Genomic DNA, 25,346 nt, shown 5'->3' with positions numbered 1-25,346 from the left:
GCTCGGGCGAAGCAGTCGTAAAAGATACCCACTCGTTCTGTCTGAATCACTGCGGTGCTTGGTTTTAGGGCCGCTTTGCGCCCCAACGGGGGCAAGCCCCCTCGCCACAGGACCTTACAGATACCGCGCCATGATGTCGTCCACCACGCCTTCCTTGCGCAACTGATCCAGGGCGGCCTGAAGCCTGGCGACGATTTCGTCGGACACGTCTTTGTTCAGCGCCAGATAAAGCTGGGCACTGTTGAAACGCAGCACGGTCTTGAGGCCAGTCACGCCATCCTGCCGAGCGAGGTAACGGCCAGCAGGATCTCCCGTCGCCCAAAGGTCGATCTGGCCATTGACCAGCTTCTTCGCGTTGTCCTGATCGCGCAGCACCACGATCGGTTTCAGACCCTGCTTGGCCAACGTTTCGGCGATCGCATCACCTTTGTAGGCCCCGATCTTGTATTTGCGCGCCTGCGCTAGCGACTCGAGGGTGATCTTGCTGTCAGCCTTGGCCAGCATGATCCAGTCGTCCGGACCAATCGGGCCGACCCATTTGAAGAGTTTCTCGCGGTCCGGCAGTCGCGCCATGACGAACACGCCATACCCGGGTTTCTCCAGGGCGAGTTTGTAGATCCGCTCCCAAGGAAAACGCAGGGTCAGGCTGTAGGTGATTTCGGCGCGCTTGAACATCTCGCGGACGATGTCCACGGCGATGCCATCGATGTTGTCTTCCTGAGCGAAGTTCTTGCCGTTCTTCGCCATGTTGTAAGGCGGGAAGTTTTCCGTCAGCAGCACCAGATCGGTGCCGTTTTTTTCTGCAGCATGCGCAGCGCCAGCCAGTAATAACGAGGTGCCGGCGAGTACCAGGAGAAGACGTTTGAGCATGACGGTTTACCGGAATCCATGGCGTGCCCAAGCTTGCCCTGAGCCCGCCATACTGTCCACTGGCCTTTATCGAACGCAGATACCGCGTTGCGCCATGTAGGCCTTGGCTTCCGGCACGGTGTATTCGCCGAAGTGGAAAATACTCGCTGCCAGCACCGCACTCGCGTGGCCTTCAAGAATGCCGTCAGCCAGATGCTGTAAATTGCCGACGCCGCCAGAGGCGATCACCGGGATCCCCAGCGCATCACTGATGGCACGCGTGACGCCCAGGTCAAAGCCGTTTTTCATGCCATCCTGGTCCATGCTGGTCAGCAGGATTTCGCCGGCTCCCAGACCTTCCATCTTCTTCGCCCACTCCACTGCATCCAGCCCGGTAGGTTTGCGACCGCCGTGGGTGAAGATCTCCCAGCGCGGGGTTTCGCCCGGCAAGGAAACCTTCTTGGCGTCGATGGCAACGACGATGCATTGCGAGCCGAAATGCTGCGCCGCTTCGCCGACAAACTCTGGATTGAACACCGCCGCAGTGTTGATCGAGACCTTGTCGGCACCGGCATTGAGCAGGTTGCGGATGTCTTGCACGGTGCGCACGCCACCGCCAACGGTCAGCGGGATGAACACCTGGCTGGCCATGCGCTCGACGGTATGCAACGTGGTATCGCGGCCATCGACGCTGGCGGTGATGTCGAGAAAGGTAATCTCGTCGGCACCCTGTTCGTCGTAGCGACGGGCGATTTCCACCGGATCACCGGCGTCTCGGATGTTCTCGAACTTCACACCTTTGACGACCCGGCCGTTATCCACGTCCAGGCAAGGAATGATGCGTTTGGCCAGCGCCATGGTAAGTCCTCAGCCTTTGTACGAATCGCAGAAAGCTTGCGCTTCAGCGACGTCGAGGGTGCCTTCGTAAATCGCCCGGCCGGTGATGGCGCCGATGATCCCCGGCGCCTTGGCGTCGAGCAGCGACTTGATGTCACCCAGGTTGTGAATACCGCCGGACGCAATCACCGGAATCCGCGTGGCGGCGGCCAGTGCTGCGGTGTACGACACGTTGCAGCCCTGCATCATGCCGTCTTTGGCGATGTCGGTATAAACGATCGCAGACACGCCGTCGGCTTCAAACTGCTTCGCTAGGTCGATGACCTGCACAGTGCTGATTTCAGCCCAGCCATCGGTGGCAACGAAGCCGTCTTTGGCGTCCAGGCCGACGATCACCTTGCCTGGGAAGGCGCGGCAAGCCTCAGCGACGAAGGCCGGATCTTTCACGGCTTTGGTGCCGATGATCACGTAGCTCACACCCGCTTTCACGTAGTGTTCAATGGTTTCCAGAGAACGGATACCGCCACCGATCTGAATCGGCAGGTTCGGGTAGCGCTTGGCGATCGCAGTGACCACTTCGCCATTGACTGGCTGGCCTTCGAAGGCGCCGTTCAGGTCGACCAGATGCAGACGACGGCAACCGCCCTCCACCCACTTGGCAGCCATGCTCACCGGGTCATCGGAGAACACTGTGGAATCTTCCATGCGGCCCTGGCGCAGACGTACACAGGCACCGTCTTTGAGATCGATAGCGGGAATAATCAGCATCTGGCAAACCTTTAAATTCGATTTTTCAGCGTTGCTCGGAAATCAGTTTTTCTCGAGCGCCCACAAGTCGCTTTCGATGCTTTCGAACCTCTCCTTGAGGTGCGTCTGCACATCGAAAATCGCCCTGTTGTAATAGTGCGGAGCAATTTCGCGGGTAAACAACTCAAGAATTTCAGCCGCCTCGAACGAGCCAAGGTCGAGTTCGAAGCGGTCTTCCATGAAACGCTTGATCTTGCTGTTGGCCTCGTTCTCTTGCTCGGGTGTGAGCGTGAGGATCGGCGGCTTTTTCTTGACGGCCATTACCAGCGACCGTCCCACGCAGCGAAGTTCTGCAGCAATTGCAGGCCATGGGTATGGCTCTTCTCCGGGTGGAACTGCACAGCGAAGCGCGAGCCATCAGCCAGCGCCGCAGCGAAATCGACACCGTAGTGACCACCGCCCACCACCTGCCGCGGGTTACCGGCGGCGATGTAGTAGCTGTGCACGAAGTAGAAACGCGCCAGGTCCGGAATGTTGTGCCACAACGGATGACTCACCGTCTGTTTCACTTCGTTCCAGCCCATATGCGGGACTTTCAGGTGTTCGCCGTCTTCATGCAGACCTTTGCCGAAGAACTTCACCTGGCCGGGAAACAGGCCGATGCAGTCGACGCCATCGTTTTCTTCACTGCGCTCGAGCAAGGCTTGCATGCCCACGCAGATGCCGAGGAACGGACGGTCCTGGCTGACTTCACGCACCAGCGAATCGAAGCCCAGGCGACGGATCTCCGCCATGCAATCGCGAATCGCGCCCACGCCGGGGAAAACCACCCGGTCGGCTTCGCGAATCACGTTGGCATCGCTGGTGATCAGCACCTTGCCGGCACCGACGTGCTCGAGGGCCTTGGCCACCGAGTGCAGGTTGCCCATGCCATAATCGATAACCGCGACCGTCTGCATTACAGAACGCCCTTGGTCGACGGCATTTGCCCGGCCATGCGCTCATCCAGCTCGACGGCCATGCGCAATGCGCGACCGAAAGCCTTGAACACGGTTTCGATCTGGTGGTGGGTGTTGTGCCCACGCAGATTGTCGATGTGCAAGCTGACGTTGGCGTGATTGACGAAGCCCTGGAAAAATTCCTGGAACAGGTCGACATCGAAGCCGCCGACAGTGGCGCGGGTATACGGCACGTGCATCTGCAGGCCAGGACGGCCGGAGAAGTCGATCACCACGCGCGACAGCGCTTCATCGAGCGGCACATAGGCGTGACCGTAACGACGGATGCCTTTTTTGTCGCCGATGGCTTTGGTGAAGGCCTGACCCAGCGTGATACCGACGTCTTCCACCGTGTGGTGGTCGTCGATATGCAGGTCACCCTTGCACTCGATATCCAGGTCGATCAGCCCGTGACGGGCGATCTGGTCCAGCATGTGCTCAAGGAAGGGAACACCGATATCAAATCGGGCCTTTCCGGTGCCATCCAGGTTGATCGAGGCTTTGATCTGGGTTTCCAGAGTGTCGCGCTCGACTGACGCCTTACGTTCGGCCATCACCAGCTCCGCAAAATCATTGGGCGAAAAAGGCAACCATTATAGGGGCGCGGACGCCAAACAGAAACACGCGAGGTGATATCCCTGACGGGCTGAACCCAATGCCGCCGGGGACATACCTGTCATGACATGTAGGAGCAAGGCTTGCCCGCGATGGCGGTATGTCTGGCACACCGCGTTATCGTTCATCGCGAGCAAGCTCTGCTCCTACAAGGGGAGCCATGTGTTTAGTGGAACAAAACCGCTGTTTTCTGCAACGTCACCCAAACACCCCACGCCAGCGGTATACCCACCACCAGCCATGCAGCAACGGCCAACGGCACGCTGCCCGAGGAAGCTTTCCACTCCAGCACGGTGGTGCTGTTCGCGCCTTTGTCGTGACCCAGCGCCTGCTCGGCGGCCAGCTCGGCATCGGTCATGAAGTACTTGTCCGCCACCGGGCGCACCAGCAGGTTGCAGAGGAAACCCAACACCAGCAGGCCCGCCAGGATGTACAGGGTGATGTCATACGCAGCCGCGCGCTCGACGCCGATGCTCAACTGATACTCACGCAGGTAGTTCACCAACACCGGACCAAGCACGCCGGCAGCAGCCCAGGCAGTCAGCAGGCGACCGTGGATCGCACCAACCATCTGCGTACCGAACAGGTCCGCCAGGTACGCCGGAACCGTCGCAAAACCACCGCCGTACATCGACAGAATGATGCAGAACGCCGCCACGAACAGCGCGATGTTGCCCAGATGGCCGAGGTTTGGGATCAACGCGTACAGGGCAAACCCCAGGGCGAAGAACACGAAGTAGGTGTTTTTGCGGCCCAGGTAGTCGGAGAACGACGCCCAGAAGAACCGCCCACCGATATTGAACAGACTCAGCAAGCCAGTGAAACCGGCAGCGATTGCCGCGATCGATGCCAATTGCGAAGCGTCCAGCTGACCAAAGGTCAGATCGTTGCCGAGTAATTTACCGGCGAATACTTCCTGCAAGAGCGGCGACGCCATGCCGAGGATACCGATACCCGCCGACACATTCAGGCACAGCACCAGCCATACCAGACGGAACTGCGGGGTTTGCCACGCAACGTTAACGTGCACATGACGGTGAGTGATCATCGCGTTCGCGGCTTTTTTCGCCGGGGCGGTCCAGCCCTCAGGCTTCCAGCCAGTCGGCGGAACGCGGTACGACAGCGCACCGCCGATCATGAACACAAAGTAGATCGCAGCCATCACCAGAAAGCTCTGCCACACGCCGACGCCAGCCGGCGAAGCGAAATGGCCCATCAGCGCAGCCGCCAGCGGAGCACCAACCATCGCACCGCCACCGAAGCCCATGATCGCCATGCCAGTCGCCATGCCACGCTTGTCCGGGAACCACTTGATCAAGGTCGAAACCGGCGAGATATAACCCAGCCCCAGGCCTATCCCCCCGATGACGCCGGAGCCGATCCACATCAGCCAGATCTGGTGGGTATACACCCCCAACGCGGAAATCAGCAGACCGCCGCACCAGCACAGCGCCGACACGACACCAGCCTTGCGTGGTCCGGCATGTTCCAGCCAGCCACCCCAGATCGCTGCCGAGCAGCCGAGGAAGATGAAGAACAAGGTGTAGATCCAGCCGAGCATCGAGATCGGCCAATCACACTGGGACGAGAAAATCTGTGCAATGAAACTCATGCCTGGCGCGCAGGCCACCGGCGCGGTCACGCCGAGGGCTTTGGACAACGGCAGCCAAAACACCGAAAAACCATAGGCCATGCCGATGCACAGGTGAATGGCCAACGCGGCCGGTGGAACCAGCCAACGGTTGAAACCGGGCTTGGCGATAATCCGCTCCTTGGACAGGAACGCTGACTGGGCGGGAATAATCCCCGCCTCGGTACTCGTGCTCATTTGTGTTTCCCCCAATTATTAGTATGGTTCGCCAGACACTCTTCACTCTCGGCCTTGTTGCACGCCGGCATGACCGTTTTATCGAGTAGAGCTCCGTTCGGGCGCGACGACAGGTCGCAGAAGGACCGACGAACGGGCGAAGATTACCATTTGCCCGTGACAGAAAAACCAAACTGATATCACCTTTTATGTGACATCTGTTCCGATCACGCACTAAAAAACCGTTTCACCCGCTGACGGGTAACGCCTGGACAACCCTTTCACAGGAAACCTTATGCCCATCGTCGTCGAATCGCTGAACGAACCCAGCTATCAGGATCAGCAGGATCTGCAGAAGATCTACCACGATGCTCCGCGCTGGCTGATTGCTCCGTTCAACGATGAACTGCAATTGATTGAACACAGCCTGCGCGACGGCTCGCTGATCGCTGGACGCTTCAATGACCGACTGCTTGGCGCAGCACGCCTGCACCGACAGCAGGACATCTGGCAGCTATCCCATTTGTGCGTGCGAAAAATCACCCGTCGCCGTGGCGTGGCTGAACGCCTGGTCAGCGAAGCGCAAAAAATGGCCGAGCTCGCGGGGGCCAAATTGCACTTGCAGGCCCCGGCCGGGCACCTCGAAGCCCAGGCACTGGCTGCCAAGCTCAAACTGCCGCTGGACCAGCTCTAGAGCGATCACTGACCAGTCGTCGGTTTCGGGAGGCTATACTCCCGGGCTAAATTTGAATTCGACTAACTACAAGGACTCGCCCATGAAAGCGTTCGGCAAAATCCTGGGTCTGGTACTTCTCGGGCTGTTGCTGATCATTGTGGCGCTGGGCTTTGCCCTGACCCACTTCTTCGATCCCAACGACTACAAAGACGAGATCCGCCAAATTGCCCGCGACAAGGCCCACATCGAGCTGACGCTCAATGGCGATATCGGCTGGAGCCTGTTCCCCTGGCTCGGCCTTGAACTGCACGACGCCGGCGTCGCGACCCTGGCCAACCCGACCCAGCCGTTTGCCGACCTGCAAATGCTTGGCCTGTCCGTGCGGGTGCTGCCGTTGCTGCGCCGTGAAGTGCAAATGAGCGATGTCCGCGTCGAGGGCCTGAACCTGCGCCTCAACCGTGACAAAAATGGCCACGGTAACTGGGAAGACATCGGCAAGGTCCCGCCCGTTGCCGCCAAGGCGGATGCATCGGCGACCGGCAGCACCAGCGAACCAGCCGGCGAAATACCCGCCACCACGGAAAAACCGACCCAACCGATTCGTCTCGACATCGACAGCCTGACCGTGAACAACGCTCGGGTTGAATACAACGACGAGCAAACCGGCAAGCAGTTCAGCGCCGAAAGCATCCAGCTGAGCACCGGCCCGGTGCACGACGCGACCAACATTCAGGTCAAGCTGACGGCATTCCTGGCCAGTAACCAGCCGGACGTGCGGGTGCGCACCGAGCTCAATGGCGAGCTGCGTTTCGAACGCGCCCTCCAGCGCTACCAGTTCGAAGACATGAAACTTGCGGGTGAAATCTCCGGCGAACCGCTGCAAGGCAAGATCGTGACCTATGCCGCTCAAGGCCAACTGTTGCTGGATAGAGCAGCGAACGTCGCCGAATGGACCGGCATAAAGATCTCTGCCAACCAGTTGCGTGCGCTTGGCGAGCTGAAAGTCAACAACCTGGACAAAACCCCGCAAATCAGCGGCGGAGTGTCGATTGCGCAATTCGACCTGGCGAAGTTTGTCGACAGCATCGGCCAGAAACTCCCGGCCATGGCCGAGGGTAGCCTGAGCAAAGTCGAACTGGTCAGTCGTCTCGCGGGCACCCCGAGCAGCGTGGTGCTGGACGATATCAACCTGAAAGTCGACGACAGCAGCTTCAGCGGGCGCATCGCCGTCGAGGATTTCGCCAAGCAATCACTGCGCGTGCAACTCAAGGGCGACACCTTCAACGCTGATCGCTACCTGCCGCCAAAATCCGCCGAAGCCAACAGTGCTGCAGTGGCTCGTCAGTCGGAAGTCAGCAGCACCGAGACCAACGCACTGGCCGGCGCTGGCAGCACACCATTGCCGAACGCCCCGACCAAAGGCGCCTGGAGCAGCGACAAACTGATTCCGTCGGAACGCCTGAGCAAGCTTGATTTGGACGCCGACCTGACCTTCGGCCAACTGACCCTCGACAAGCTGTCGATCCAGAACGCCGCGCTGAAAGCCACTGGCCAGGGCGGCCTGCTGACCCTGGAAAACCTGCGTGGCGACCTCTACAACGGCAACTTCGCTGCCAAGGGCACGCTCGATGTTCGTCAGCCCGTGCCGTTGCTGAGCATGCAAACGCAGATCAGCAAAGTCCCGGTGGAGAACATTCTCGAAAGCCAAGGGAAAAAACCGCCAGTCAAAGGCCTGGTCACGCTCAACAGCAACCTGACCGCCAGCGGCAACAGCCAGAAAGCCCTGATCGACAGCCTCAACGGCACGGCCAGTTTCGTGCTCAATAACGGCGTGCTGCTCAACGCCAACCTTGAGCAACAACTGTGCAAAGGCATCGCCACGCTGAACCACAAAACCCTCAGCGGCGAACCGCATGGCAAGGACACCCCCTTTCAGGAACTCAAGGGCAACCTGACGTTGCGCAATGGCGTGGCCAGCAATCCGGACCTGAAAGTGCGCATCCCGGGCATGACCGTCAACGGCAACGGTGACGTCGACCTGCGTGTGCTGGGCATGGATTACCGCATTGGCATCATCGTCGAAGGCGACAAGAGCGACATGCCGGACCCGGCCTGCCAGGTCAACGAACGCTATGCCAGTATCGAGTGGCCGTTGCGCTGCCGTGGCCCGCTGGAACTCGGTGCCAAAGCCTGCCGCCTCGACAGTGAGCGTCTCGGACAGGTCGCGGGCAAGCTGGCGGGCGACAAGCTCGGCGAAAAAATCGATGAGAAACTCGGCGACAAAGTCAGTCCGGAACTGAAAAACGCCCTCAAGGGGTTGTTCAAGCGATGAAAGCCGAGCAGTTCTCAACCGCAGTGCTGGACTGGTATGACCGCCACGGCCGCCACGACCTGCCCTGGCAGCAGGGCATCACCCCGTATCGGGTGTGGGTCTCCGAAATCATGCTGCAGCAGACCCAGGTCAGCACGGTGCTGAACTACTTCGACCGGTTCATGGCGTCGCTGCCAACGGTCGAAGCCCTGGCCGCCGCGCCGGAAGATGAAGTGCTGCACCTGTGGACCGGACTGGGTTACTACACCCGTGCGCGCAACCTGCAAAAAACCGCGAAGATCATCGTTGCCGAGTACGGCGGCGAGTTTCCCCGGGATGTCGAAAAACTCACTGACTTGCCGGGCATCGGCCTGTCCACCGCGGGCGCCATCGCCAGCCTGAGCATGGGCCTGCGCGCGCCGATCCTCGACGGCAACGTCAAACGGGTGCTGGCGCGCTTTACCGCGCAAGAGGGCTACCCCGGCGAACCGAAGGTTGCCAAGCAGCTGTGGGCCAACGCTGAGCGCTTCACACCTTATGATCGAGTCAACGCCTACACCCAGGCGATGATGGACCTGGGCGCTACGCTCTGCACCCGCAGCAAGCCAAGTTGCCTGCTGTGTCCACTGGAAAAGGGCTGCGAAGCGCACATGCTCGGCCTGGAGACCCGCTACCCGATCCCCAAACCGCGTAAAACCGTGCCACAGAAGCGCACGCTGATGCCGATGCTCGCCAACCGCGATGGCGCCATTCTGCTTTACCGGCGCCCTTCCACGGGCTTGTGGGGCGGTTTGTGGAGCCTGCCGGAACTCGACGACCTCGGCGATCTGGAACATCTGGCACTGCAACATTCGCTGGAACTGGGCAAGCACGTTGAACTGCCGAGCCTGGTCCACACCTTCAGCCATTTCCAACTGGCTATCGAACCCTGGCTGGTCCAGGTCCAGGAGGCCGGCCATCACGTGGCCGAGGCCGACTGGCTCTGGTATAACCTCGCCACCCCGCCGCGCCTGGGCCTTGCCGCCCCGGTGAAAAAACTGCTGAAGCGCGCGGCCGATGTATTGAACGCAGGAGAGTCGTCATGACCCGCACCATCATGTGCCGCAAGTACAAAGAACAATTGCCAGGCCTGGAGCGCGCCCCGTTCCCGGGCGCCAAAGGTCAGGACATTTTTGACCACGTCTCGGCCAAGGCCTGGGCCGACTGGCAAAAACACCAGACCCTGCTGATCAACGAAAAACGCCTGAACATGATGAACGCCGAAGACCGCAAATATCTTCAGGGCGAGATGGACAAGTACTTCTCCGGCGAGGAATACGCCAAGGCCGAAGGCTACGTTCCGCCTGCCGAGTAATCCCGTAAAAACGGGGGTTGGATCGTAAGCGACGGTAATAATTAAATATTTTTTGAAAACTTGCTTGACGCCCCCCTGAAAAACCCGTTTAATGCGCCCCGTTGCCCAGATAGCTCAGTCGGTAGAGCAGGGGATTGAAAATCCCCGTGTCGGCGGTTCGATTCCGTCTCTGGGCACCAAATACCGAAAACCCTGAATCGCAAGATTCAGGGTTTTTTTATGCCCGCAATTTAATGGCGCCGCGCAAAAGACGTCATCCCTAACTATTACTATTGCCCTTCCAGTGGAAGACCAGATTGCGTGCAGCACCGTTGCCGACGTCGGCGGTATCACGTAGCACTTCACCATTTCGTGTCGCGACTACGGTGTACTTGCCAGCGGGTAGCTGAACGTAAACCAGAGGGCCGGCCTGAGTCAGGGTCAGCACGGTTTTCCCTGGGGCGCTCTGAATGACCAGATCTACGTCGGGAACATATTTATTCTCCGCCCCGGTGGAGAAGGTCATGTGCAGGTTGTAGCCCTTGGTTTGCTGAATGGCTTTTGACTCATCCTCGCCGATACCACCGGACAGGTAGGTGATCCCGTTTTGCTGTTGCTGCTGGACTTGCACGGCTGAACTATCGATCGGCTCGACACTGGCGGCCCGCAACATGACGGGAAGCATCAGCAAGCCGGCAGCCGCAAGGGGCAGCATAAGTGAATGAACGTACCTCATGATGACGACTCCCGGGCTCCACAGAACCCTATCTGTTACACCTTTTTTGATTACCGACCGAGGATCAGGGTTTTAGATCGATTCGGACTTGAGCTCAGTGCAAAACGGACCAAACACTCAGTACACCCGAATCAGATTCTCCGTACGTGACGTACGGCATCGCGCGTGACCGTCGACTCCAAAACGTTGCACAACGCTAACGTTGAAGTTCATTCTTGGGCTCGTCATCGTCAGGGCTCAGCCCCATGAACCAACAAAGCGTACCTACCACGCTCAGGCCAGAATCGTCAGCCGCAGAAGCGCAAAGCGAGCCCTTCAAGGAACCCGCCGCCGACGGCTTCATCCTTGGCGGCTTCACCTGGCAACACACCCTCATAGACGCAATGCGCCCGGTCGTCATCATCAACGCCGCCACCTCAGTCCGCTGCCGGCAATACTCGCGCTTCGCCGATTACCTGTTCGCCAATGGCTTCGACGTCATCACCTATGACTACCGCGGCATCGGCGAGTCTCGTCCGGCATCGCTGAAAGGACTTCAGGCTTCATGGACCGACTGGGGCGCGCTGGATTTCGAAGCGATCCTCAAACGCGCCCAGCGGGAGTTTCCCGGCCAACCCATCGACGTGGTCGGCCACAGCTTCGGCGGCTGTGCAGCGGGGTTGGGCGCTTCAGGGCACATGATCCGCCGTCTGGTGACCGTCGGCGCGCAGTTCGCCTACTGGCGCGACTATGCGCCAGCCCATCGCTGGCGGATGTTCGGCAAGTGGCACCTGCTGATGCCGCTGGTGACGCGGGTCTTCGGTTACTTCCCCGGCAAGCGCCTCGGCTGGCTGGAAGACACACCCGCCGGCGTGGTTCGCGACTGGAGCACGCCCACCGCCCGCTACGAGAAGCGCCCCAGCGGTCGCGCCATCCACGCCAGAAACGGCCGACTGCCCTTCGCCAGCGTCACCGCACAAACCCTGGCCATCAGCCTCAGCGACGATCCCTACGGCACAATTGCTGCCATCGAACGCCTGCTCGGCTACTTCACCAGCAGTACAAACACCCACCTGCGAATCGCCCCACAAGACATCGGCGAAGAAGAAGTCGGACATTTCGCCTTTTTTCGCAGCCCATACCAAGCCACACTATGGCCCATTGCATTGTCATGGCTGCAAAACGGCGAGCTGACACCCGACACCCCCGGGCGGCGAGTGCCACGCAGCTGAGTGGCCTGCCCTCTCAACGAAACACGGAACGACGCCCATGGCATCCGCGAACAAACAGCACAAACGCGCTACCCGCGCTAAAGCGAAAGCCAAGCAGAACCGCACTCAACGGGCCGCCGCGCCGGTCGAGCTGGACCCGAACGACGATCGCATCGACTTCGAATCGGTGGACCTGACCGAACTGTTCAAAAAAATGATCGACGCCGAAAAAACCAGCCAGCAAGCGATGTGCGCGGCCTTCCTGGAAGACCCGTTGCTGGAGCTGGTGTACGAACAGGAAGGCGAGGAAGGCGCGATGGACTTCATCCTCGCCGCGCTGATCGAGTATCGCCAATGGTCCACCGAGACGGACGAAGCCGGCGCCCTGGCGTGGATCGAATCACCAGCCTTCCAGGCAGACTACGTGGCGGCGTCCGACGCCATCGCGGCCCAACCCCAACAGAAACCGAACTGAGTTCCCATGGCATCCCTGAACAAGCAACAGAAACGCGCCAAACGCGCCAAGCTCAAAGCCAGGCAAATCAATATTCACGGCAGAAAGCCCGCCGCGCTCGACGATGACCTGGGCGAAGTCGGCGCGCCGATTCCCGAGTACACCCTGGCGATGTTCAGCAAAATGCGTGAGGCCGAGACCATCAGCCGCAACGACATGCTGCTGACCCTGCTGTCGAACCTCAGCGAGATCATCAGCGACCATCCAGAGCTGCTGGACATGGAAAACGCCGAGAACGAAGCCATGGCCGCCACTCACCTGGCCGCCGACATGCTGATCGACTATCGCATGTGGACCGACGGCGTGGACCGCGAGGCCGCCCAGGCCTGGCTCACAGAGCCGCAGTTCATCACCGACTTCGGCAATGCACTGGACAGCTACCGCGAGTCGCTGGAAGAGCCTGAGGCAAAAGCCGAATAACCCGCCCCTGAAGCTTGCGAAAACAAAAACGGCCGCTTGTCATTCCTGACAGCGGCCGTTTTGCATTACGCGGGGAAAATCAGCTCAACGCTACCGCGCCACGCTGTTCCAGTTTGCGACGGCGAGCCACAAACAAGCCGGCAGCCACCACCAAAAGGCTCAACAGCCCCGTGGCAAGGATTTCCACACGATGGGCATCCTGAAACAGCATGATGGTCAGGGCCGCCACGATGAATACGATCACCGCGTAGGTCAGGCCCGGGAACAGCCACATGCTGAAGGCGATTTTTTCACCGCGTGCCATGCGCTGTTTGCGCATGCGCAGTTGCGAAATCGCGATCACCAGGTACACCAACAGCGCAATAGCGCCGGAGCTGGCCAGCAGGAATTCGAACACCGCAGCCGGGGCCACGTAGTTGGCGAACACCGCGAGGAACGCCGCGCAGGTAGACAACATGACGGCCCAGTACGGCGTGCCGCTCTTGTTGGTACGCTGGGAAACGGCCGGTGCATCGCCACGCTTGCCCAGGGAGAACATCATGCGGGATGCGGTGTACAGCGCCGAGTTCAGGCAACTGGTCACAGCAACCAGCACCACGAGGTCGACGATCAGCTTGGCATTCGGAATGCCCATGCGCTCAAGCACGGTCTGATAGGAACCGACGCTGGCCAGAACCGGGTCATTCCATGGCACCAGCGCCACAACGATGAAGATCGATACGAGGTAGAACAAGCCAATCCGCCAGATCACCGAATTGGTGGCCTTGGAGATTTGCTGGCCAGGGTTCTTCGACTCCGCGGCCGCGATGGTCACGATCTCGGTGCCCATGAAGGAAAACATGGTGGTCAGGATCGCGCCCAGTACGGCGCCCATGCCGTTTGGCAAGAAGCCCTGAGTGTCGAACAGGTGCGAAACGCCGCTGACCTGGCTGCCTGGCAGGAAGCCGAAGATCGCCATAACACCGAGGACAATGAAGCCGATGATCGCCAGGACTTTGATCAGAGCGAACCAGAATTCGAACTCACCGTAGTTCTTCACGCTGAACAGGTTCGTCACTGTCAGCAGTAACGTGATGATCAGGGTAAATGCCCAGATGGCCACGTTAGGGAACCAGGCATGCAGGATAGTCGCGGCGGCGTTGGCCTCCAGCGGGATTACCAGAACCCAGAACCACCAGTAAAGCCAGCCGATGGTGAAACCGGCCCAATGACCGATGGCGCGATCGGCGTAGGTCGAGAAAGAGCCTGTGTCCGGAGAAGCAACGGCCATTTCGCCAAGCATGCGCATGACCAGCACTACCAGCATACCGGCGGCAGCGTAGGCCAACAGCACGGCCGGGCCGGCGGCGGCGATGGCGTGACCCGAGCCAACGAACAGACCGGCGCCGATAACACCGGCAATCGACAACATGGTCACATGGCGCGGTTTGAGCCCCTGTTCGAGGCCATTAGAGCTTTGCATACTGCTCATTGAATCTACCTTTGTGAGGAATGCGTGCGTGCACGTCCGTCTGATGTTCCTTCTCGTAAAAAGAATCCAACGGGGCGTTCCTTATTCTGCACGCAATAATTGCGCCAAAATGTTTCACTCCACCGGTTTACGCGGGCTGTACGGCGACTGAGCAGTCATCGCAAGCCATTGAAATTAATGGCACTTCGCCAGAACGTTACCCTGCCACCCACTTCACAAACGAATTCACGCACCAGAAACGCACCGGAAAAACGGCTCACGCACAATAAAAGTGCGGATCAGGAACGTTTGTCCGGTTAGCGCTTCCAACACCCGGCCAAAGCTGGCACCATCGCGCCTTTTTTTACGCGACACCCGCGCAGACATGGCTTCAAACGGGGGATGGGTTGTTGATGGCGCGACAGACAGCTGCGCTGAGGCGACAACCGGTCACGCACTGCCCGTCTACGCCCCGTGGGGCTGTTGGCCGCCATTCGACCGCTATGCTAGCTTGGCGCCTCGATAGAAAAGCCCACCCAACAGCAGGAGCACAACAGAACTCAATGAGGACCGCACATGGCTGAGGCCACGCCCGCGCTTGAAATCCGCAACTTGCACAAACGCTACGGGACGCTTGAGGTGCTCAAGGGCGTCTCGCTGACCGCACGCGACGGCGATGTGATCTCGATCCTGGGTTCCTCTGGTTCCGGCAAGTCCACTTTCCTGCGCTGCATCAACCTGCTCGAAAACCCGCACCAGGGCCAGATTCTGGTGGCTGGCGAGGAGCTCAAGCTCAAGCCTTCGAAAAACGGCGAACTGGTCGCCGCCGACGGCAAGCAGATCAATCGACTGCGCAGCGAAATCGGTTTTGTATTTCAAAACTTTAACCTGTGGCCGCATATGAGCGTGCTCGACAACATCATCGAAGCGCCGCGCCGCGTCCTCGGGCAAAGCAAGCGCGACGCCATCGAAGTGGCAGAAGCCTTGCTGGCCAAGGTCGGCATCGCCGACAAACGTCACGCCTACCCTGCAGAACTTTCCGGTGGCCAGCAGCAACGCGCCGCAATCGCCCGCACGTTGGCGATGCAACCCAAAGTCATTCTGTTTGACGAGCCGACTTCCGCGCTTGACCCGGAAATGGTTCAGGAAGTACTAAACGTGATCCGCGCCCTGGCCGAAGAAGGTCGCACCATGCTGTTGGTCACCCACGAAATGGGCTTCGCCCGTCAGGTGTCCAGTGAAGTGGTGTTCCTTCACCAGGGGCTCATCGAAGAGCAAGGATCGCCCCAGCAGGTGTTCGAAAACCCGCTTTCGGCGCGCTGCAAACAATTCATGTCCAGCAACCGCTAACGGAGCTACCTACATGCAGACTTACAAAAAACTCCTCCTGGCTGCGGCCGCCACACTGGTGTTTTCGGCCAATGCAATGGCTGCCGAAAAACTGAAGATGGGCATCGAAGCGGCTTACCCACCGTTCAACAATAAAGATGCCAGCGGCCAGGTGGTCGGTTTCGACAAAGACATCGGCGACGCCCTGTGCGCCAAGATGCGAGTCGAATGCGAAGTCGTTACCTCTGACTGGGACGGCATCATTCCGGCACTGAACGCCAAGAAGTTCGATTTCCTGATTTCCTCGCTGTCGATCACAGACGATCGCAAGCAGGCCGTTGATTTCACCGACCCGTACTACTCGAACAAACTGCAGTTCATCGCACCGAAAAACGTCGACCTGAAAACCGACAAGGACTCGCTCAAAGGCAAGATCATCGGCACCCAGCGCGCCACACTGGCCGGCACCTGGCTTGAGGACAATTACGGCAACGACGTCACCATCAAGCTGTATGACACTCAGGAAAACGCCTACCTGGACCTGACCTCCGGTCGCGTCGATGCGATCCTCGCCGACAAATACGCCAACTACGATTGGCTGAAAAGCGACGCAGGCAAAAACTACGAGTTCAAAGGCGAACCGGTGGTAGCCAGCGACAAAATCGGCATCGCCGTGCGCAAGGGTCAGGACGAGCTGCGTAACAAGCTGAATGCCGCATTGAAAGAAATCGTCTCTGACGGCACCTACAAAAAGATCAACGACAAGTACTTCCCGTTCAGCATCTATTGATTCTGACTGGCCTGACCGGCGCCGCTTTCTGACGGTGCCGGTCCTTGGCAATGCCTGCGGCAACTTGAATAGAAATCCATGACTATCGACCTCTACGGATTCGGCCCGGCGCTCGCCGCTGGTGCGCTGATGACCGTCAAACTGGCCCTCTGCGCGTTATGCCTGGGACTGGTGCTCGGCCTGCTCGGCGCCTTGGCCAAGACTTCCCCGTACAAGCCGTTGCAATGGCTTGGCGGCACCTACTCGACCCTGGTTCGCGGTATCCCGGAATTGCTCTGGGTACTGTTGATCTACTTTGGCACGGTCAACCTGATGCGTGCCTTGGGCGAGTTTTTCGGCAACCCCGATCTCGCGCTCAATGCCTTTACCGCTGGCGTGATTGCCTTGGGCCTGTGCTTCGGCGCCTATGCCACCGAAGTCTTTCGCGGGGCGATTCTGGCGATCCCCAAGGGTCACCGTGAAGCCGGTGTTGCGCTGGGGCTTTCGAAGTTCCGGATCTTTACCAGGCTGATCATGCCGCAGATGTGGCGCATCGCCCTGCCGGGCCTGGGCAACCTGTTCATGATCCTGATGAAGGACACCGCACTGGTGTCGGTGATCGGTCTGGAAGAAATCATGCGTCATGCGCAAAACGGCGTGACCATGACCAAGCAGCCGTTCACCTTCTACATGGTCGCGGCCTTTATGTACCTGGGCCTGACGATTCTGGCCATGACCGGCATGCACCTGCTGGAAAAACGCGCCGCTCGCGGCTTCGCGAGGAGCACGCAATGAACTGGGAAGTCATCATCAAGTGGCTGCCGAAACTGGCGCAGGGCGCGACCCTGACCCTGGAACTGGTGGCCATCGCCGTCGTCCTCGGTTTGCTGCTGGCGATTCCGCTGGGCATCGCCCGCTCGTCGCGCCTGTGGTACGTGCGCGCACTGCCTTACGCGTACATTTTCTTCTTCCGTGGCACGCCGTTGCTGGTGCAGCTGTTTCTGGTCTATTACGGCCTGGCGCAGTTCGATGCGGTCCGCGCGAGCGCGATGTGGCCATACCTGCGCGACCCGTTCTGGTGCGCCACCGCCACCATGACCCTGCACACTGCGGCCTACATCGCCGAGATCCTGCGCGGGGCGATTCAGGCCATCCCGAAGGGCGAGATCGAAGCCGCACGGGCACTGGGCATGTCGCGCCCCACGGCGCTGTTCTACATCGTCCTGCCACGTGCCGCGCGCATCGGCCTGCCGGCCTACAGCAACGAAGTGATCCTGATGCTCAAGGCCAGCGCCCTGGCCAGCACCGTGACCTTGCTGGAACTGACCGGCATGGCCCGCACCATCATTGCCCGGACCTACCTGCCCGTGGAGATCTTCTTCGCGGCTGGCATGTTCTACCTGTTGATGGCCTACATTCTGGTGCGTGGCTTCAAGCTGCTGGAGCGCTGGTTGCGCGTCGATGCCTGCCAGGGACGCTGATCGGCCGGTGCTTGCGGGCGAGCAGTTGCTCGCCCGCTTCAAAGCGCTGGACGAGTTCCTGAGCGAACACCAGGCGCTCTGGCGACCGCGGCCGTTTACCCATCGGCAACTGCCGTGGGAAACGGCCTATCCCGAACTGGCAGATTGGCTACGCCAGCGTTCGCTGGAAGACGCGGAAAACAGCCATAACCATCCTGAGCACCTTCTGGCGCCCGCACCTTTTCCAGGACTGGCCGCGCGGGCCATTGCCCTCAGCGCTGTAGGCAACCTTCCCGTTCATTCGACCGAGCCTGCGACCCGACGGCTCAACGTCGACGTGCCCGGGCGCAAATGGCAGCAGATTGAAGCCTTCGCCGGTTGCCTGCAATTTGCCGCAAAACCCCGACACTGGCTGGACTGGTGCTCGGGCAAAGGTCATTTGGGACGACGCCTGCTGCAAGCCGACCAACAACTGACCTGCCTGGAATATGACCCGGCGCTGATCGCCAGCGGTCAGGCGCTGAGTCAACACCATCACCTTGCGGTCAATCATCTTCAACAAGATGTGATGGCAGCCAATGCGGCGGCGCGTCTGAGCACCGATCAGACACCGGTCGCCCTGCACGCCTGCGGCGATCTGCATGTACGACTGATGCAGCTGGCCAGCGCGGCCGGCTGCAAACAACTGGCCATTGCGCCCTGCTGTTATAACCGCATCAGCGCTCGCCAGTACCAGCCGCTGTCCGACGCAGCTAAAGGCTCCGGCCTACAGCTGTCCCTCGACGATCTCGCGCTGCCACTGAGCGAGACCGTCACCGCCGGCGCCCGCGTCCGACGTCAACGCGACATGTCCATGGCCCGCCGACTGGCATTCGACCTGCTGCAACGGCAACTGCGCGGTTGTGACGACTACCTGCCAACGCCGTCGTTACCCAGCGCCTGGCTGGATAAACCCTTCGCCGATTACTGCCGCGACCTCGCGGCGCTGAAAGACTTATCCACAGTCCCGGCGCAGGATTGGTCGGCACTGGAAGCCGCTGGCTGGGAACGCCTGGCCCAGGTGCGCAATCTGGAGCTGCTGCGCGGCCTGTTCCGCCGTCCGCTGGAGCTGTGGCTGGTACTCGACCGAGCGCTGTTTCTCGAAGAACAGGGTTACTCGGTGCGCCTGGGATTGTTCTGCGAAACCCCACTGACACCGCGCAATCTGATGCTGCTCGCCGAGCGTCGATAACCCCCTCCATCTTGATCAACAGCCTGTGGATAAGTCTGTTGATGAAATTTGGTGAAAGCCTTTGGATCCATGGCTTTTAGGTGACAAAAGCACTTGGTCATTTTTTGTTCACATTGAAAAACAGGCGAAAAAACAGCCAGTTGCGATTTATTGAGAACTGCTCCACAAAATAAGCCGTCAACGCAGCGAAACCACTCCCCGCTGTGCATAAGCATTAATCCGAAAGGTCATAACCAACCTCCACTATCTGAACTATCGTTGCCAGGCGCCAGAAATCTCTGGCGCGTACGGCTCGATCATGGAAGGCCCTGTGCCGCAAAGCTACCCATCGAACCCTCGACGGGCCTGCCACGCCCTCCCGTATTTGGCTGCTATGCCCACACACTTTCTGATTGAAGATCGCTACACTCCGGCATCTGGCACGCTGCGACAAACAACCCACGCACCGAGGCCGAGCAGCACACTCTGCGCAACAGCCGCTCGTGGCGGGCAATTCAGACACTCAAGAATGTGCTGGTTCGCACCTGACGCTTCAGACCTCACATCGGGCGGAAACAACGCAATGACTCTCGACACCTTGATCCTGCACTGGCGCTCAGAAGTCTCGAACAAGAAAAAGCCCGGAAGCCGCATCGGGCTGATCAGCAACATCCTCAGAAGAATCAGAAGGAACAACACTCTCAGGTATTTATTCTGGTTCAGGCTTGCCCAGTACCTGAATAGCGGAAATGCTTTCGCGCGGCTCTATGCCAAGCGCATGGAGAGGAAAATCAACCTCAAGTACGGGGTCGACATCAGCATTGATGCCGAGATAGGGCAAGGTTTTCGCATCGGCCACCTGCCTGGCGTCGTCATCACCGGTTACGTCAAAATCGGGCGGAATTTCTTCATTCGCCAAAACACAACGATCGGCATCAAAACCATGGGCCTGGACGAGTACGACCTGGTAATTGGCGACAACGTCAGCGTCGGGGCGAACAGCTGCATCATCGCCGACAGCCTCTCGATCGGTGACAACGTCACGATCGGAGCCATGTCATTCGTCAACAAAAGCATCCCGGCGGACAGCACTTTTTACAATGCACGATAACCACAGGCTGATCGAAACCAGCCCCGGAGCGCTCAAGCACACACAAGGGCGCGAACCTTGTCAGAGTCCTGCTGAAAAATAGTCAGTAATCAGGGGTTTACAGAACCACGCCAATCGCTATAATCGTCGCCCAACACGCCGGTATAGCTCAGTTGGTAGAGCAACTGACTTGTAATCAGTAGGTCCCGGGTTCGACTCCTGGTGCCGGCACCATACAAGGTTCCAGAGAAGGCTTTCAAAATCTCTGGAACCCCCGAAAAACCCGCCTTCTGGCGGGTTTTTTCGTTTTGGCGTTCCATCGGTTTCCGTCAGAAACTGGTGGATTCCAACCGTTTTAAGGGTAGAGTTTGGGATACAGGTCACTTCGATAAAAGGGAGTACCCTTATGTCGCGCACCACAGCTCCGCTCTCCGACGCAGCTTGCCGCTTGGCAAAACCTACAGACCGCGCCTACAAGCTTTTCGACGGCGATGGCCTCTATCTCCTAGTCCAACCCAATGGCCGCAAAGGTTGGCGGCTCCGTTACGTCAAACCTGACGGACGGGAAGGACTGACCTCGTTCGGCAACTACCCCGTCATTGGCCTCGCCGACGCGCGCCGCAAGCGCTTGGAGGTCAAGCGAATGCTGGCAGATGGCGTTGATCCTATAGAGACCAAGCACCAAGCTAAGGCGGAAGCCGTAATCAAAGGCAGAACCTTTGAAAGCGTTGCGCTCGACTGGCATACGGAAATGTCGGCCAAGTGGGCACCAGGCCATTCCAAGACAGTGATGAGCCGCCTCAAAACCCACGTATTCCCGCTGATCGGCGCAAGCGCCATTGTTGATCTCGACACCCATGACCTTATGCAGCCCTTGGAAGCGATCAAGAAGCGCGGAACGATAGACGTTGCTTTAAGGGTACAAAACTACCTGCAGAGCATCATGCGCGAGGCAAAGCGCCTCCGGCTTATCACCATAAACCCTGCTTACGATCTCGAAGGCTCGATCAAAGCCCCGCGGGTGGTACATCGCCCCGCTCTACCCTTATCGCGACTGCCGGAACTGCAAGAGCGGATCGACACCTATAAAGGCCGGGCACTTACCCGTCTGACGGTGATGCTGTCGCTGCATGTGTTTGTAAGATCCAGCGAGCTGCGTTTTGCACGCTGGAGCGAGTTCGACCTCAAGCGCGGCACCTGGGAGATACCGGACACTCGACCCGCGTTGGAGGGAGTACCCTTTTCCACAAGGGGTACGAAGATGGCAGGGGATATCCATTTAGTACCCTTATCGCCGCAAGCAGTGGCGCTACTCGAAAAAATCCATGCACTCACAGGCAAATTCGAATTGGTCTTCGCAGGTGACGCCAAACCCTGGAAGCCCATGTCCGAAAATACCGTGAACAACGCGCTACGGACGATGGGATACGACACCAAAACTGATATCTGCGGACATGGGTTTCGTTCGATGGCCTGCAGCGCACTGATCGAGTCAGGATTGTGGTCGGAGACAGCCATTGAACGGCAGATGAGCCACAAGGAGCGCAACAACGTCCGCGCCGCATACATCCACAAGGCCGAGTTCATCGAGGAACGCAGGCTGATCATGAACTGGTGGAGCCGGTATCTGGAGGCCAACCAGCAGGAGCATGTCACTCCACACGAATTCGCGAACCAGACCGGAGCGAACGTCACTCGCCTAAAAGCAAAACGTGGCGCAACCGAGTAAGCGCTCGGTCTTCATATCTCAGTGATCCGTTTGTCCACGCGGGTCCATCCAAACAGGGCTGCAAAGCCGCCCTGCTTGGATGGACCTCACTTAAAAAATCTAAAGCCCACACAACTGTCTGTGGAAAACCACTGATTTCCACCGGTGGATAATTTCATCCACAGCCGCAGAACTCCCGAAAATTGGAGTCTTGACCCGAATTATCCACAGGCGTAGAAAAGATCGGGCAAAGCGCTGTCGCCGACAGCAACCCAGGTAGCCAGAAACCTTTAAGGCTACGCCACACGGTGGTGGTTCTCCCAAAGTGCGATTAGCGTCCGGCGGCTCGCACGGTCACTCACCGAGTGATGGATGCCTACTTCAGATCTTTGCCATTGCGGCAAATACATCCCCCTCCCCAGCTGCCCTGCAGCAACCTATCCGCTTGGCCATTCCCGTGCGCCAACCTGCGCCCGTCTCTTTCTCCCGGAAAGAGACGGGCGCTCCTACCGCTGCTGCAGCCCAACTCGTACAAGGCTTTGCGGCATTCCCCCTCGTGACAATCGGCGTGACAAACACCGAAGTCACCAGCAACAGCGATGCAGATGATGGTGCCGCAGACCAGGGAATGGACTGCACCTGACTGACAGTCAGGCATGCCCCTGTCATCGCATCACTGCCTTCACCCGACTCAGGATCTCGTGGCATTGGTCTCGTCAGCCAATGCAGCCTCTACCCGCCCACTTCTTCGGAAGTGTTCAGGAGGCCAGATCATGAGATGCCCAAGCTCCCGGTCGTAAAGAGCCGCCAGTCCCGCGTGAGTGGACAACCCTCACAGGTCGCAGGGGCCTTGATCCCTGATAACACTCAACATCCTAGGCGGGATGACGTGGGGAAGGTTTGAAAGATTTTGGCTTCGAGAGGAGTTTGATCATGGCGTTGGTCGGTAAACGAGATGGGCGCAATTTTGGCTATGGTCGGCAGTTGAGCTATGCCGGGCCGCAGGCATTGCGCGATCTGTTTGGCGGCGGACATTACGGCACGGTCAAAGCGCACAGTGATCGCTGGCAGGCGTTTGTTCGGTGGTGTCGCTCGGAGGATGGACCAGGATTTAACGATGCACGGCAAATTGATCGGCAGACCTTGCTGGAATACGCCGGATATCTGCGTCAGCAAGTTGAACAAAGCGCTATAGGCATCGCCACCGCGCAAAACCGATTGTCTAGCGTGAACCGGACCATGGCGGCGCTTCGCGGTGATCAGTATGTGAAAGTGCCGAGTCCAAGCAAGGCGTTGGGAATGCGGCGCACCAGTGTTCGTCAATCGGTGCCGCAAGGCCAATACCGTGAACACGTGAAGCGGATCGTCGACGAGCTCTGCGAACACCAAATGCCGCGCGCGGCGGCCATCACCCAGTTGGCGCGAGCCACCGGCATGCGCTTGCGCGAGGCCATCTTGGCCGACCTTCCGCGCCTGCGAAGAGAGGCCGAACACTACGACAAGATCAACATCCAGGACGGCACCAAAGGTGGCCGCGGCGGCGCAACCGCGCCTCGTTGGATCACGGTGGATGACCATATTCACGAAGCGCTCAGGTACGCCGAACAGGTCTCTCCCGACGGTAGCCGCAACCTGCTGGCACCGAACGAGAGCTACCTCGATTTCCAACGGGAAATCGTCCGCCCCGCCCGAGATATCCTCCATACGCACAACCTCAAAGGCTTCCACGAACTGCGCGCGGCTTATGCGTGCGAACGCTATGAGCAGATCACCCATCACCTAGCGCCCATCAACGGTGGCAGGTGCAGACGCCTCGATCCACGCCTTGATCGAGAGGCACGTTTACAAATCAGTTATGAGCTGGGACACGGTCGAATCGACGTGGTATCGGCGTACATCGGCGGTCGGATATGAGTAAACCATTCAGCATGGAACTCTTGATTTCCGGGATCGTTCATGGCTCCTCGACAACACGAGCAAGGCACTTTCATCAGGCAAAAAATATCCAAGCAGCAATTCTGGAACGTTGGCAGCTAGAGAATCCATGGAAGTGGAAAGAAAAGCATCTGAAATGGTTCTTGAACAGTTACCTTCGAAATCGGAAAGCCGCAACTGTTTACTCTTACTATCTAACAAGCAGGTACATCGTGATGCGTATGGGTAGACCCTGGCGGTTGGATAACCCAAGCCTAGGTATCTCAAGGAGAGCAGATACCTCGGAGGGTTAAGACTCGTCTACCCATGTCGAATACAAAGCTCGACGGCAGCACGAAAAAATCGCACCATGGCCATACGACATCACCAAGAGCTACCGCAGCTCGCGTAAGTAGCGACGAAAGTAGTTCGCTAACAGGGATTGAGAAATGGATTTTGAAGTTCTAATTGACAGCAGTTTTATTAATTTAAATATAGACCCTAAACTAATCCCAATAGAAAACAAACATGTACTTAGCATAATAAATGACTTTGAAGACGGTGATTGGCGTTACGAAAAATTTAGTAATTTCATTTGGGACAACATCGCACAAACCGCGCTATCTCATCAAGAACGTAAAAATCTTGAACACAAATCACAGTCAACCCTAAAGCGTGCGGCAGAGAACCTAAGACTTACAGATAAGGAACAAGATATAAGCAAGGGTAGTGAGCTAGCAGAAATTGTCCTATATGCCATCATGAAGCATAAATACAATGCCCTACCTGTTGTTCCAAAAATATTCTACAAACAAAATGCTCAAGACAATGCCAAGGGAGCGGATAGCGTCCATATTGTTCTGGAAGGGGACGACGATTTTTCTTTATGGTTCGGGGAAGCTAAATTTTTCAACAGTATTGAGGATTCAAGATTACCAAGTATTATTACCTCCGTAGGGAACTCATTAAAAACAGATAAACTAAAGAAAGAAAACAGCATAATCACCAATATCGCTGATATTGATCTCTTAGAAATAAATGATCAGCTGAAGAAAAAAATAAAAGACTCGCTATCACATCAAGCCTCAATTGACACATTAAAACCGAAGATCAACATACCCATACTACTGCTACACGAGTGCGGCATCACAAGTGCGTCAACAGAGATCTCTGACGACTACAAAGAAAAAATAATCGCATTCCACTCAGAGCGAGCAAACTCTTATTTCAAGAAACAAATAAAAAGCCTGGCCAATATACACTTCTACGAAAAAATAAAATTCCACATAATTCTTTTTCCTGTACCTGAGAAGGAGCCCATAATAGAGGCATTCGTAAGCGACGCAGAACATTATAAAAAACCGAAAAAAAAGCAGGACTAAG

At 58.1% G+C, this 25,346-nt stretch carries 25 protein-coding genes and 2 tRNA genes; 18 read left to right on the top strand and 9 right to left on the bottom strand.

The window, feature by feature from the left end:
* Positions 1–114 precede the first annotated feature (114 nt).
* The 7 genes from KRR23_RS13180 to KRR23_RS13150 all read right to left on the bottom strand — a co-directional run bounded on the left by KRR23_RS13180 (position 115) and on the right by KRR23_RS13150 (position 5,874).
* The gene (locus tag KRR23_RS13180; protein ID WP_216742845.1) at positions 115–870 is read right to left on the bottom strand and encodes an ABC transporter substrate-binding protein; all 756 of its coding nucleotides are present in this window, start codon (positions 868–870) and stop codon (positions 115–117) included.
* Between the two features lie 66 nt (positions 871–936).
* Entirely contained in the window at positions 937–1,707 is a 771-nt protein-coding gene (gene hisF, locus KRR23_RS13175; RefSeq protein WP_054595158.1) for an imidazole glycerol phosphate synthase subunit HisF, read from the bottom strand.
* 9 nt (positions 1,708–1,716) lie between these two features.
* The gene (hisA, locus tag KRR23_RS13170) at positions 1,717–2,454 is read right to left on the bottom strand and encodes a 1-(5-phosphoribosyl)-5-[(5-phosphoribosylamino)methylideneamino]imidazole-4-carboxamide isomerase (protein ID WP_054595157.1); all 738 of its coding nucleotides are present in this window, start codon (positions 2,452–2,454) and stop codon (positions 1,717–1,719) included.
* A 42-nt stretch (positions 2,455–2,496) separates the two neighbouring features.
* Positions 2,497–2,754 (bottom strand): DUF2164 domain-containing protein, encoded by a 258-nt coding sequence (locus KRR23_RS13165; protein ID WP_071552372.1) that lies wholly within the window; start codon positions 2,752–2,754, stop codon positions 2,497–2,499.
* Positions 2,754–3,392: an imidazole glycerol phosphate synthase subunit HisH gene (hisH, locus tag KRR23_RS13160; protein ID WP_216742844.1), complete on the bottom strand. Its 639-nt coding sequence runs from the start codon at positions 3,390–3,392 to the stop codon at positions 2,754–2,756. The genes KRR23_RS13165 and hisH overlap by 1 nt, the downstream gene beginning before the upstream one ends.
* Positions 3,392–3,985: an imidazoleglycerol-phosphate dehydratase HisB gene (gene hisB, locus KRR23_RS13155; protein ID WP_071552374.1), complete on the bottom strand. Its 594-nt coding sequence runs from the start codon at positions 3,983–3,985 to the stop codon at positions 3,392–3,394. The genes hisH and hisB overlap by 1 nt, the downstream gene beginning before the upstream one ends.
* A 227-nt stretch (positions 3,986–4,212) precedes the next feature.
* On the bottom strand, positions 4,213–5,874 hold the full coding sequence (locus tag KRR23_RS13150; protein ID WP_216742843.1) for an OFA family MFS transporter: 1,662 nt from the start codon (positions 5,872–5,874) through the stop codon (positions 4,213–4,215).
* 274 nt (positions 5,875–6,148) lie between these two features.
* Between KRR23_RS13150 and KRR23_RS13145 the strand changes: the two genes are divergently transcribed.
* The 5 genes from KRR23_RS13145 to KRR23_RS13125 all read left to right on the top strand — a co-directional run bounded on the left by KRR23_RS13145 (position 6,149) and on the right by KRR23_RS13125 (position 10,373).
* On the top strand, positions 6,149–6,547 hold the full coding sequence (locus KRR23_RS13145) for an acetyl-CoA sensor PanZ family protein (RefSeq protein WP_054595154.1): 399 nt from the start codon (positions 6,149–6,151) through the stop codon (positions 6,545–6,547).
* Positions 6,548–6,629: 82 nt separating this feature from the next.
* Positions 6,630–8,861 carry an AsmA family protein gene (locus tag KRR23_RS13140; protein ID WP_216742842.1) on the top strand — a complete coding sequence of 744 codons (2,232 nt, stop codon included), beginning with the start codon at positions 6,630–6,632 and terminating at the stop codon, positions 8,859–8,861.
* Positions 8,858–9,925, top strand: a complete 1,068-nt coding sequence (mutY, locus tag KRR23_RS13135) for an A/G-specific adenine glycosylase (protein ID WP_216742841.1) — start codon at positions 8,858–8,860, stop codon at positions 9,923–9,925. Before KRR23_RS13140 ends, mutY begins: the two co-directional genes overlap by 4 nt.
* Positions 9,922–10,194, top strand: a complete 273-nt coding sequence (locus tag KRR23_RS13130; protein ID WP_019691289.1) for an oxidative damage protection protein — start codon at positions 9,922–9,924, stop codon at positions 10,192–10,194. Before mutY ends, KRR23_RS13130 begins: the two co-directional genes overlap by 4 nt.
* A gap of 103 nt (positions 10,195–10,297) precedes the next feature.
* A tRNA-Phe gene (locus KRR23_RS13125) sits at positions 10,298–10,373 on the top strand.
* An 80-nt stretch (positions 10,374–10,453) separates the two neighbouring features.
* Here KRR23_RS13125 and KRR23_RS13120 read toward each other — a convergent pair.
* Positions 10,454–10,909, bottom strand: a complete 456-nt coding sequence (locus KRR23_RS13120) for a carboxypeptidase regulatory-like domain-containing protein (protein WP_216742840.1) — start codon at positions 10,907–10,909, stop codon at positions 10,454–10,456.
* 245 nt (positions 10,910–11,154) lie between these two features.
* Between KRR23_RS13120 and KRR23_RS13115 the strand changes: the two genes are divergently transcribed.
* The 3 genes from KRR23_RS13115 to KRR23_RS13105 are packed head-to-tail and all read left to right on the top strand — an operon-like array spanning position 11,155 to position 13,033.
* Positions 11,155–12,120 (top strand): alpha/beta fold hydrolase, encoded by a 966-nt coding sequence (locus tag KRR23_RS13115; protein WP_216742839.1) that lies wholly within the window; start codon positions 11,155–11,157, stop codon positions 12,118–12,120.
* A 37-nt stretch (positions 12,121–12,157) separates the two neighbouring features.
* A complete protein-coding gene (locus KRR23_RS13110; RefSeq protein ID WP_216742838.1) occupies positions 12,158–12,574 on the top strand; it encodes a hypothetical protein in 417 nt (138 codons plus the stop codon).
* A gap of 6 nt (positions 12,575–12,580) precedes the next feature.
* Complete coding sequence (locus KRR23_RS13105) at positions 12,581–13,033, top strand: hypothetical protein (RefSeq protein ID WP_216742837.1); 453 nt, start codon at positions 12,581–12,583, stop codon at positions 13,031–13,033.
* 79 nt (positions 13,034–13,112) lie between these two features.
* Here the strand turns inward: KRR23_RS13105 and gabP are convergent, their stop codons facing one another.
* Positions 13,113–14,504 carry a GABA permease gene (gene gabP / locus KRR23_RS13100; RefSeq protein ID WP_216742836.1) on the bottom strand — a complete coding sequence of 464 codons (1,392 nt, stop codon included), beginning with the start codon at positions 14,502–14,504 and terminating at the stop codon, positions 13,113–13,115.
* Positions 14,505–15,059: 555 nt separating this feature from the next.
* Between gabP and KRR23_RS13095 the strand changes: the two genes are divergently transcribed.
* The 10 genes from KRR23_RS13095 (at position 15,060) to KRR23_RS13050 (ending at position 25,345) form a co-directional block, all read left to right on the top strand.
* Complete coding sequence (locus KRR23_RS13095) at positions 15,060–15,833, top strand: ABC transporter ATP-binding protein (protein WP_216742835.1); 774 nt, start codon at positions 15,060–15,062, stop codon at positions 15,831–15,833.
* 13 nt (positions 15,834–15,846) lie between these two features.
* Positions 15,847–16,602: an ABC transporter substrate-binding protein gene (locus KRR23_RS13090; protein ID WP_103319702.1), complete on the top strand. Its 756-nt coding sequence runs from the start codon at positions 15,847–15,849 to the stop codon at positions 16,600–16,602.
* Positions 16,603–16,680: 78 nt separating this feature from the next.
* The gene (locus KRR23_RS13085; protein ID WP_216742834.1) at positions 16,681–17,376 is read left to right on the top strand and encodes an ABC transporter permease; all 696 of its coding nucleotides are present in this window, start codon (positions 16,681–16,683) and stop codon (positions 17,374–17,376) included.
* Positions 17,373–18,062, top strand: coding sequence for an ABC transporter permease (locus KRR23_RS13080; protein ID WP_054595141.1), 690 nt, complete (start codon positions 17,373–17,375; stop codon positions 18,060–18,062). The genes KRR23_RS13085 and KRR23_RS13080 overlap by 4 nt, the downstream gene beginning before the upstream one ends.
* Positions 18,043–19,272, top strand: a complete 1,230-nt coding sequence (locus tag KRR23_RS13075; RefSeq protein ID WP_216742833.1) for a methyltransferase — start codon at positions 18,043–18,045, stop codon at positions 19,270–19,272. Before KRR23_RS13080 ends, KRR23_RS13075 begins: the two co-directional genes overlap by 20 nt.
* 562 nt (positions 19,273–19,834) lie before the next feature.
* On the top strand, positions 19,835–20,362 hold the full coding sequence (locus tag KRR23_RS13070; protein WP_216742832.1) for a serine acetyltransferase: 528 nt from the start codon (positions 19,835–19,837) through the stop codon (positions 20,360–20,362).
* Positions 20,363–20,499: 137 nt separating this feature from the next.
* A tRNA-Thr gene (locus KRR23_RS13065) sits at positions 20,500–20,575 on the top strand.
* Positions 20,576–20,747: 172 nt separating this feature from the next.
* Positions 20,748–22,070, top strand: a complete 1,323-nt coding sequence (locus KRR23_RS13060) for an integrase arm-type DNA-binding domain-containing protein (RefSeq protein WP_216742831.1) — start codon at positions 20,748–20,750, stop codon at positions 22,068–22,070.
* Positions 22,071–22,982: 912 nt separating this feature from the next.
* Positions 22,983–23,963, top strand: coding sequence for an integrase domain-containing protein (locus tag KRR23_RS13055; protein WP_043047349.1), 981 nt, complete (start codon positions 22,983–22,985; stop codon positions 23,961–23,963).
* Between the two features lie 449 nt (positions 23,964–24,412).
* Positions 24,413–25,345 (top strand): DUF1837 domain-containing protein, encoded by a 933-nt coding sequence (locus KRR23_RS13050; RefSeq protein ID WP_043047350.1) that lies wholly within the window; start codon positions 24,413–24,415, stop codon positions 25,343–25,345.
* Position 25,346 lies beyond the last annotated feature (1 nt).

Source organism: Pseudomonas sp. CVAP#3, assembly GCF_018986375.1.
Lineage (GTDB): Bacteria > Pseudomonadota > Gammaproteobacteria > Pseudomonadales > Pseudomonadaceae > Aquipseudomonas > Aquipseudomonas helvetica.
This window is presented reverse-complemented; position numbering and strand designations above follow the sequence as displayed.

Bases quoted from the DNA above. Each gene is read 5' to 3' on its own strand.
- hisB (WP_071552374.1), bottom strand. From the start codon at position 3,985: ATGGCCGAACGTAAGGCGTCAGTCGAGCGCGACACTCTGGAAACCCAG.
- KRR23_RS13055 (WP_043047349.1), top strand. From the start codon at position 22,983: ATGGCGTTGGTCGGTAAACGAGATGGGCGCAATTTTGGCTATGGTCGG.
- hisH (WP_216742844.1), bottom strand. From the start codon at position 3,392: ATGCAGACGGTCGCGGTTATCGATTATGGCATGGGCAACCTGCACTCG.
- KRR23_RS13050 (WP_043047350.1), top strand. From the start codon at position 24,413: ATGGATTTTGAAGTTCTAATTGACAGCAGTTTTATTAATTTAAATATA.
- KRR23_RS13085 (WP_216742834.1), top strand. From the start codon at position 16,681: ATGACTATCGACCTCTACGGATTCGGCCCGGCGCTCGCCGCTGGTGCG.
- KRR23_RS13140 (WP_216742842.1), top strand. From the start codon at position 6,630: ATGAAAGCGTTCGGCAAAATCCTGGGTCTGGTACTTCTCGGGCTGTTG.
- KRR23_RS13110 (WP_216742838.1), top strand. From the start codon at position 12,158: ATGGCATCCGCGAACAAACAGCACAAACGCGCTACCCGCGCTAAAGCG.
- KRR23_RS13060 (WP_216742831.1), top strand. From the start codon at position 20,748: ATGTCGCGCACCACAGCTCCGCTCTCCGACGCAGCTTGCCGCTTGGCA.
- KRR23_RS13095 (WP_216742835.1), top strand. From the start codon at position 15,060: ATGGCTGAGGCCACGCCCGCGCTTGAAATCCGCAACTTGCACAAACGC.
- KRR23_RS13115 (WP_216742839.1), top strand. From the start codon at position 11,155: ATGAACCAACAAAGCGTACCTACCACGCTCAGGCCAGAATCGTCAGCC.
- KRR23_RS13070 (WP_216742832.1), top strand. From the start codon at position 19,835: ATGACTCTCGACACCTTGATCCTGCACTGGCGCTCAGAAGTCTCGAAC.
- mutY (WP_216742841.1), top strand. From the start codon at position 8,858: ATGAAAGCCGAGCAGTTCTCAACCGCAGTGCTGGACTGGTATGACCGC.
- gabP (WP_216742836.1), bottom strand. From the start codon at position 14,504: ATGAGCAGTATGCAAAGCTCTAATGGCCTCGAACAGGGGCTCAAACCG.
- hisF (WP_054595158.1), bottom strand. From the start codon at position 1,707: ATGGCGCTGGCCAAACGCATCATTCCTTGCCTGGACGTGGATAACGGC.
- KRR23_RS13130 (WP_019691289.1), top strand. From the start codon at position 9,922: ATGACCCGCACCATCATGTGCCGCAAGTACAAAGAACAATTGCCAGGC.
- KRR23_RS13120 (WP_216742840.1), bottom strand. From the start codon at position 10,909: ATGAGGTACGTTCATTCACTTATGCTGCCCCTTGCGGCTGCCGGCTTG.
- hisA (WP_054595157.1), bottom strand. From the start codon at position 2,454: ATGCTGATTATTCCCGCTATCGATCTCAAAGACGGTGCCTGTGTACGT.
- KRR23_RS13180 (WP_216742845.1), bottom strand. From the start codon at position 870: ATGCTCAAACGTCTTCTCCTGGTACTCGCCGGCACCTCGTTATTACTG.
- KRR23_RS13105 (WP_216742837.1), top strand. From the start codon at position 12,581: ATGGCATCCCTGAACAAGCAACAGAAACGCGCCAAACGCGCCAAGCTC.
- KRR23_RS13075 (WP_216742833.1), top strand. From the start codon at position 18,043: ATGCCTGCCAGGGACGCTGATCGGCCGGTGCTTGCGGGCGAGCAGTTG.
- KRR23_RS13165 (WP_071552372.1), bottom strand. From the start codon at position 2,754: ATGGCCGTCAAGAAAAAGCCGCCGATCCTCACGCTCACACCCGAGCAA.
- KRR23_RS13150 (WP_216742843.1), bottom strand. From the start codon at position 5,874: ATGAGCACGAGTACCGAGGCGGGGATTATTCCCGCCCAGTCAGCGTTC.
- KRR23_RS13090 (WP_103319702.1), top strand. From the start codon at position 15,847: ATGCAGACTTACAAAAAACTCCTCCTGGCTGCGGCCGCCACACTGGTG.
- KRR23_RS13145 (WP_054595154.1), top strand. From the start codon at position 6,149: ATGCCCATCGTCGTCGAATCGCTGAACGAACCCAGCTATCAGGATCAG.
- KRR23_RS13080 (WP_054595141.1), top strand. From the start codon at position 17,373: ATGAACTGGGAAGTCATCATCAAGTGGCTGCCGAAACTGGCGCAGGGC.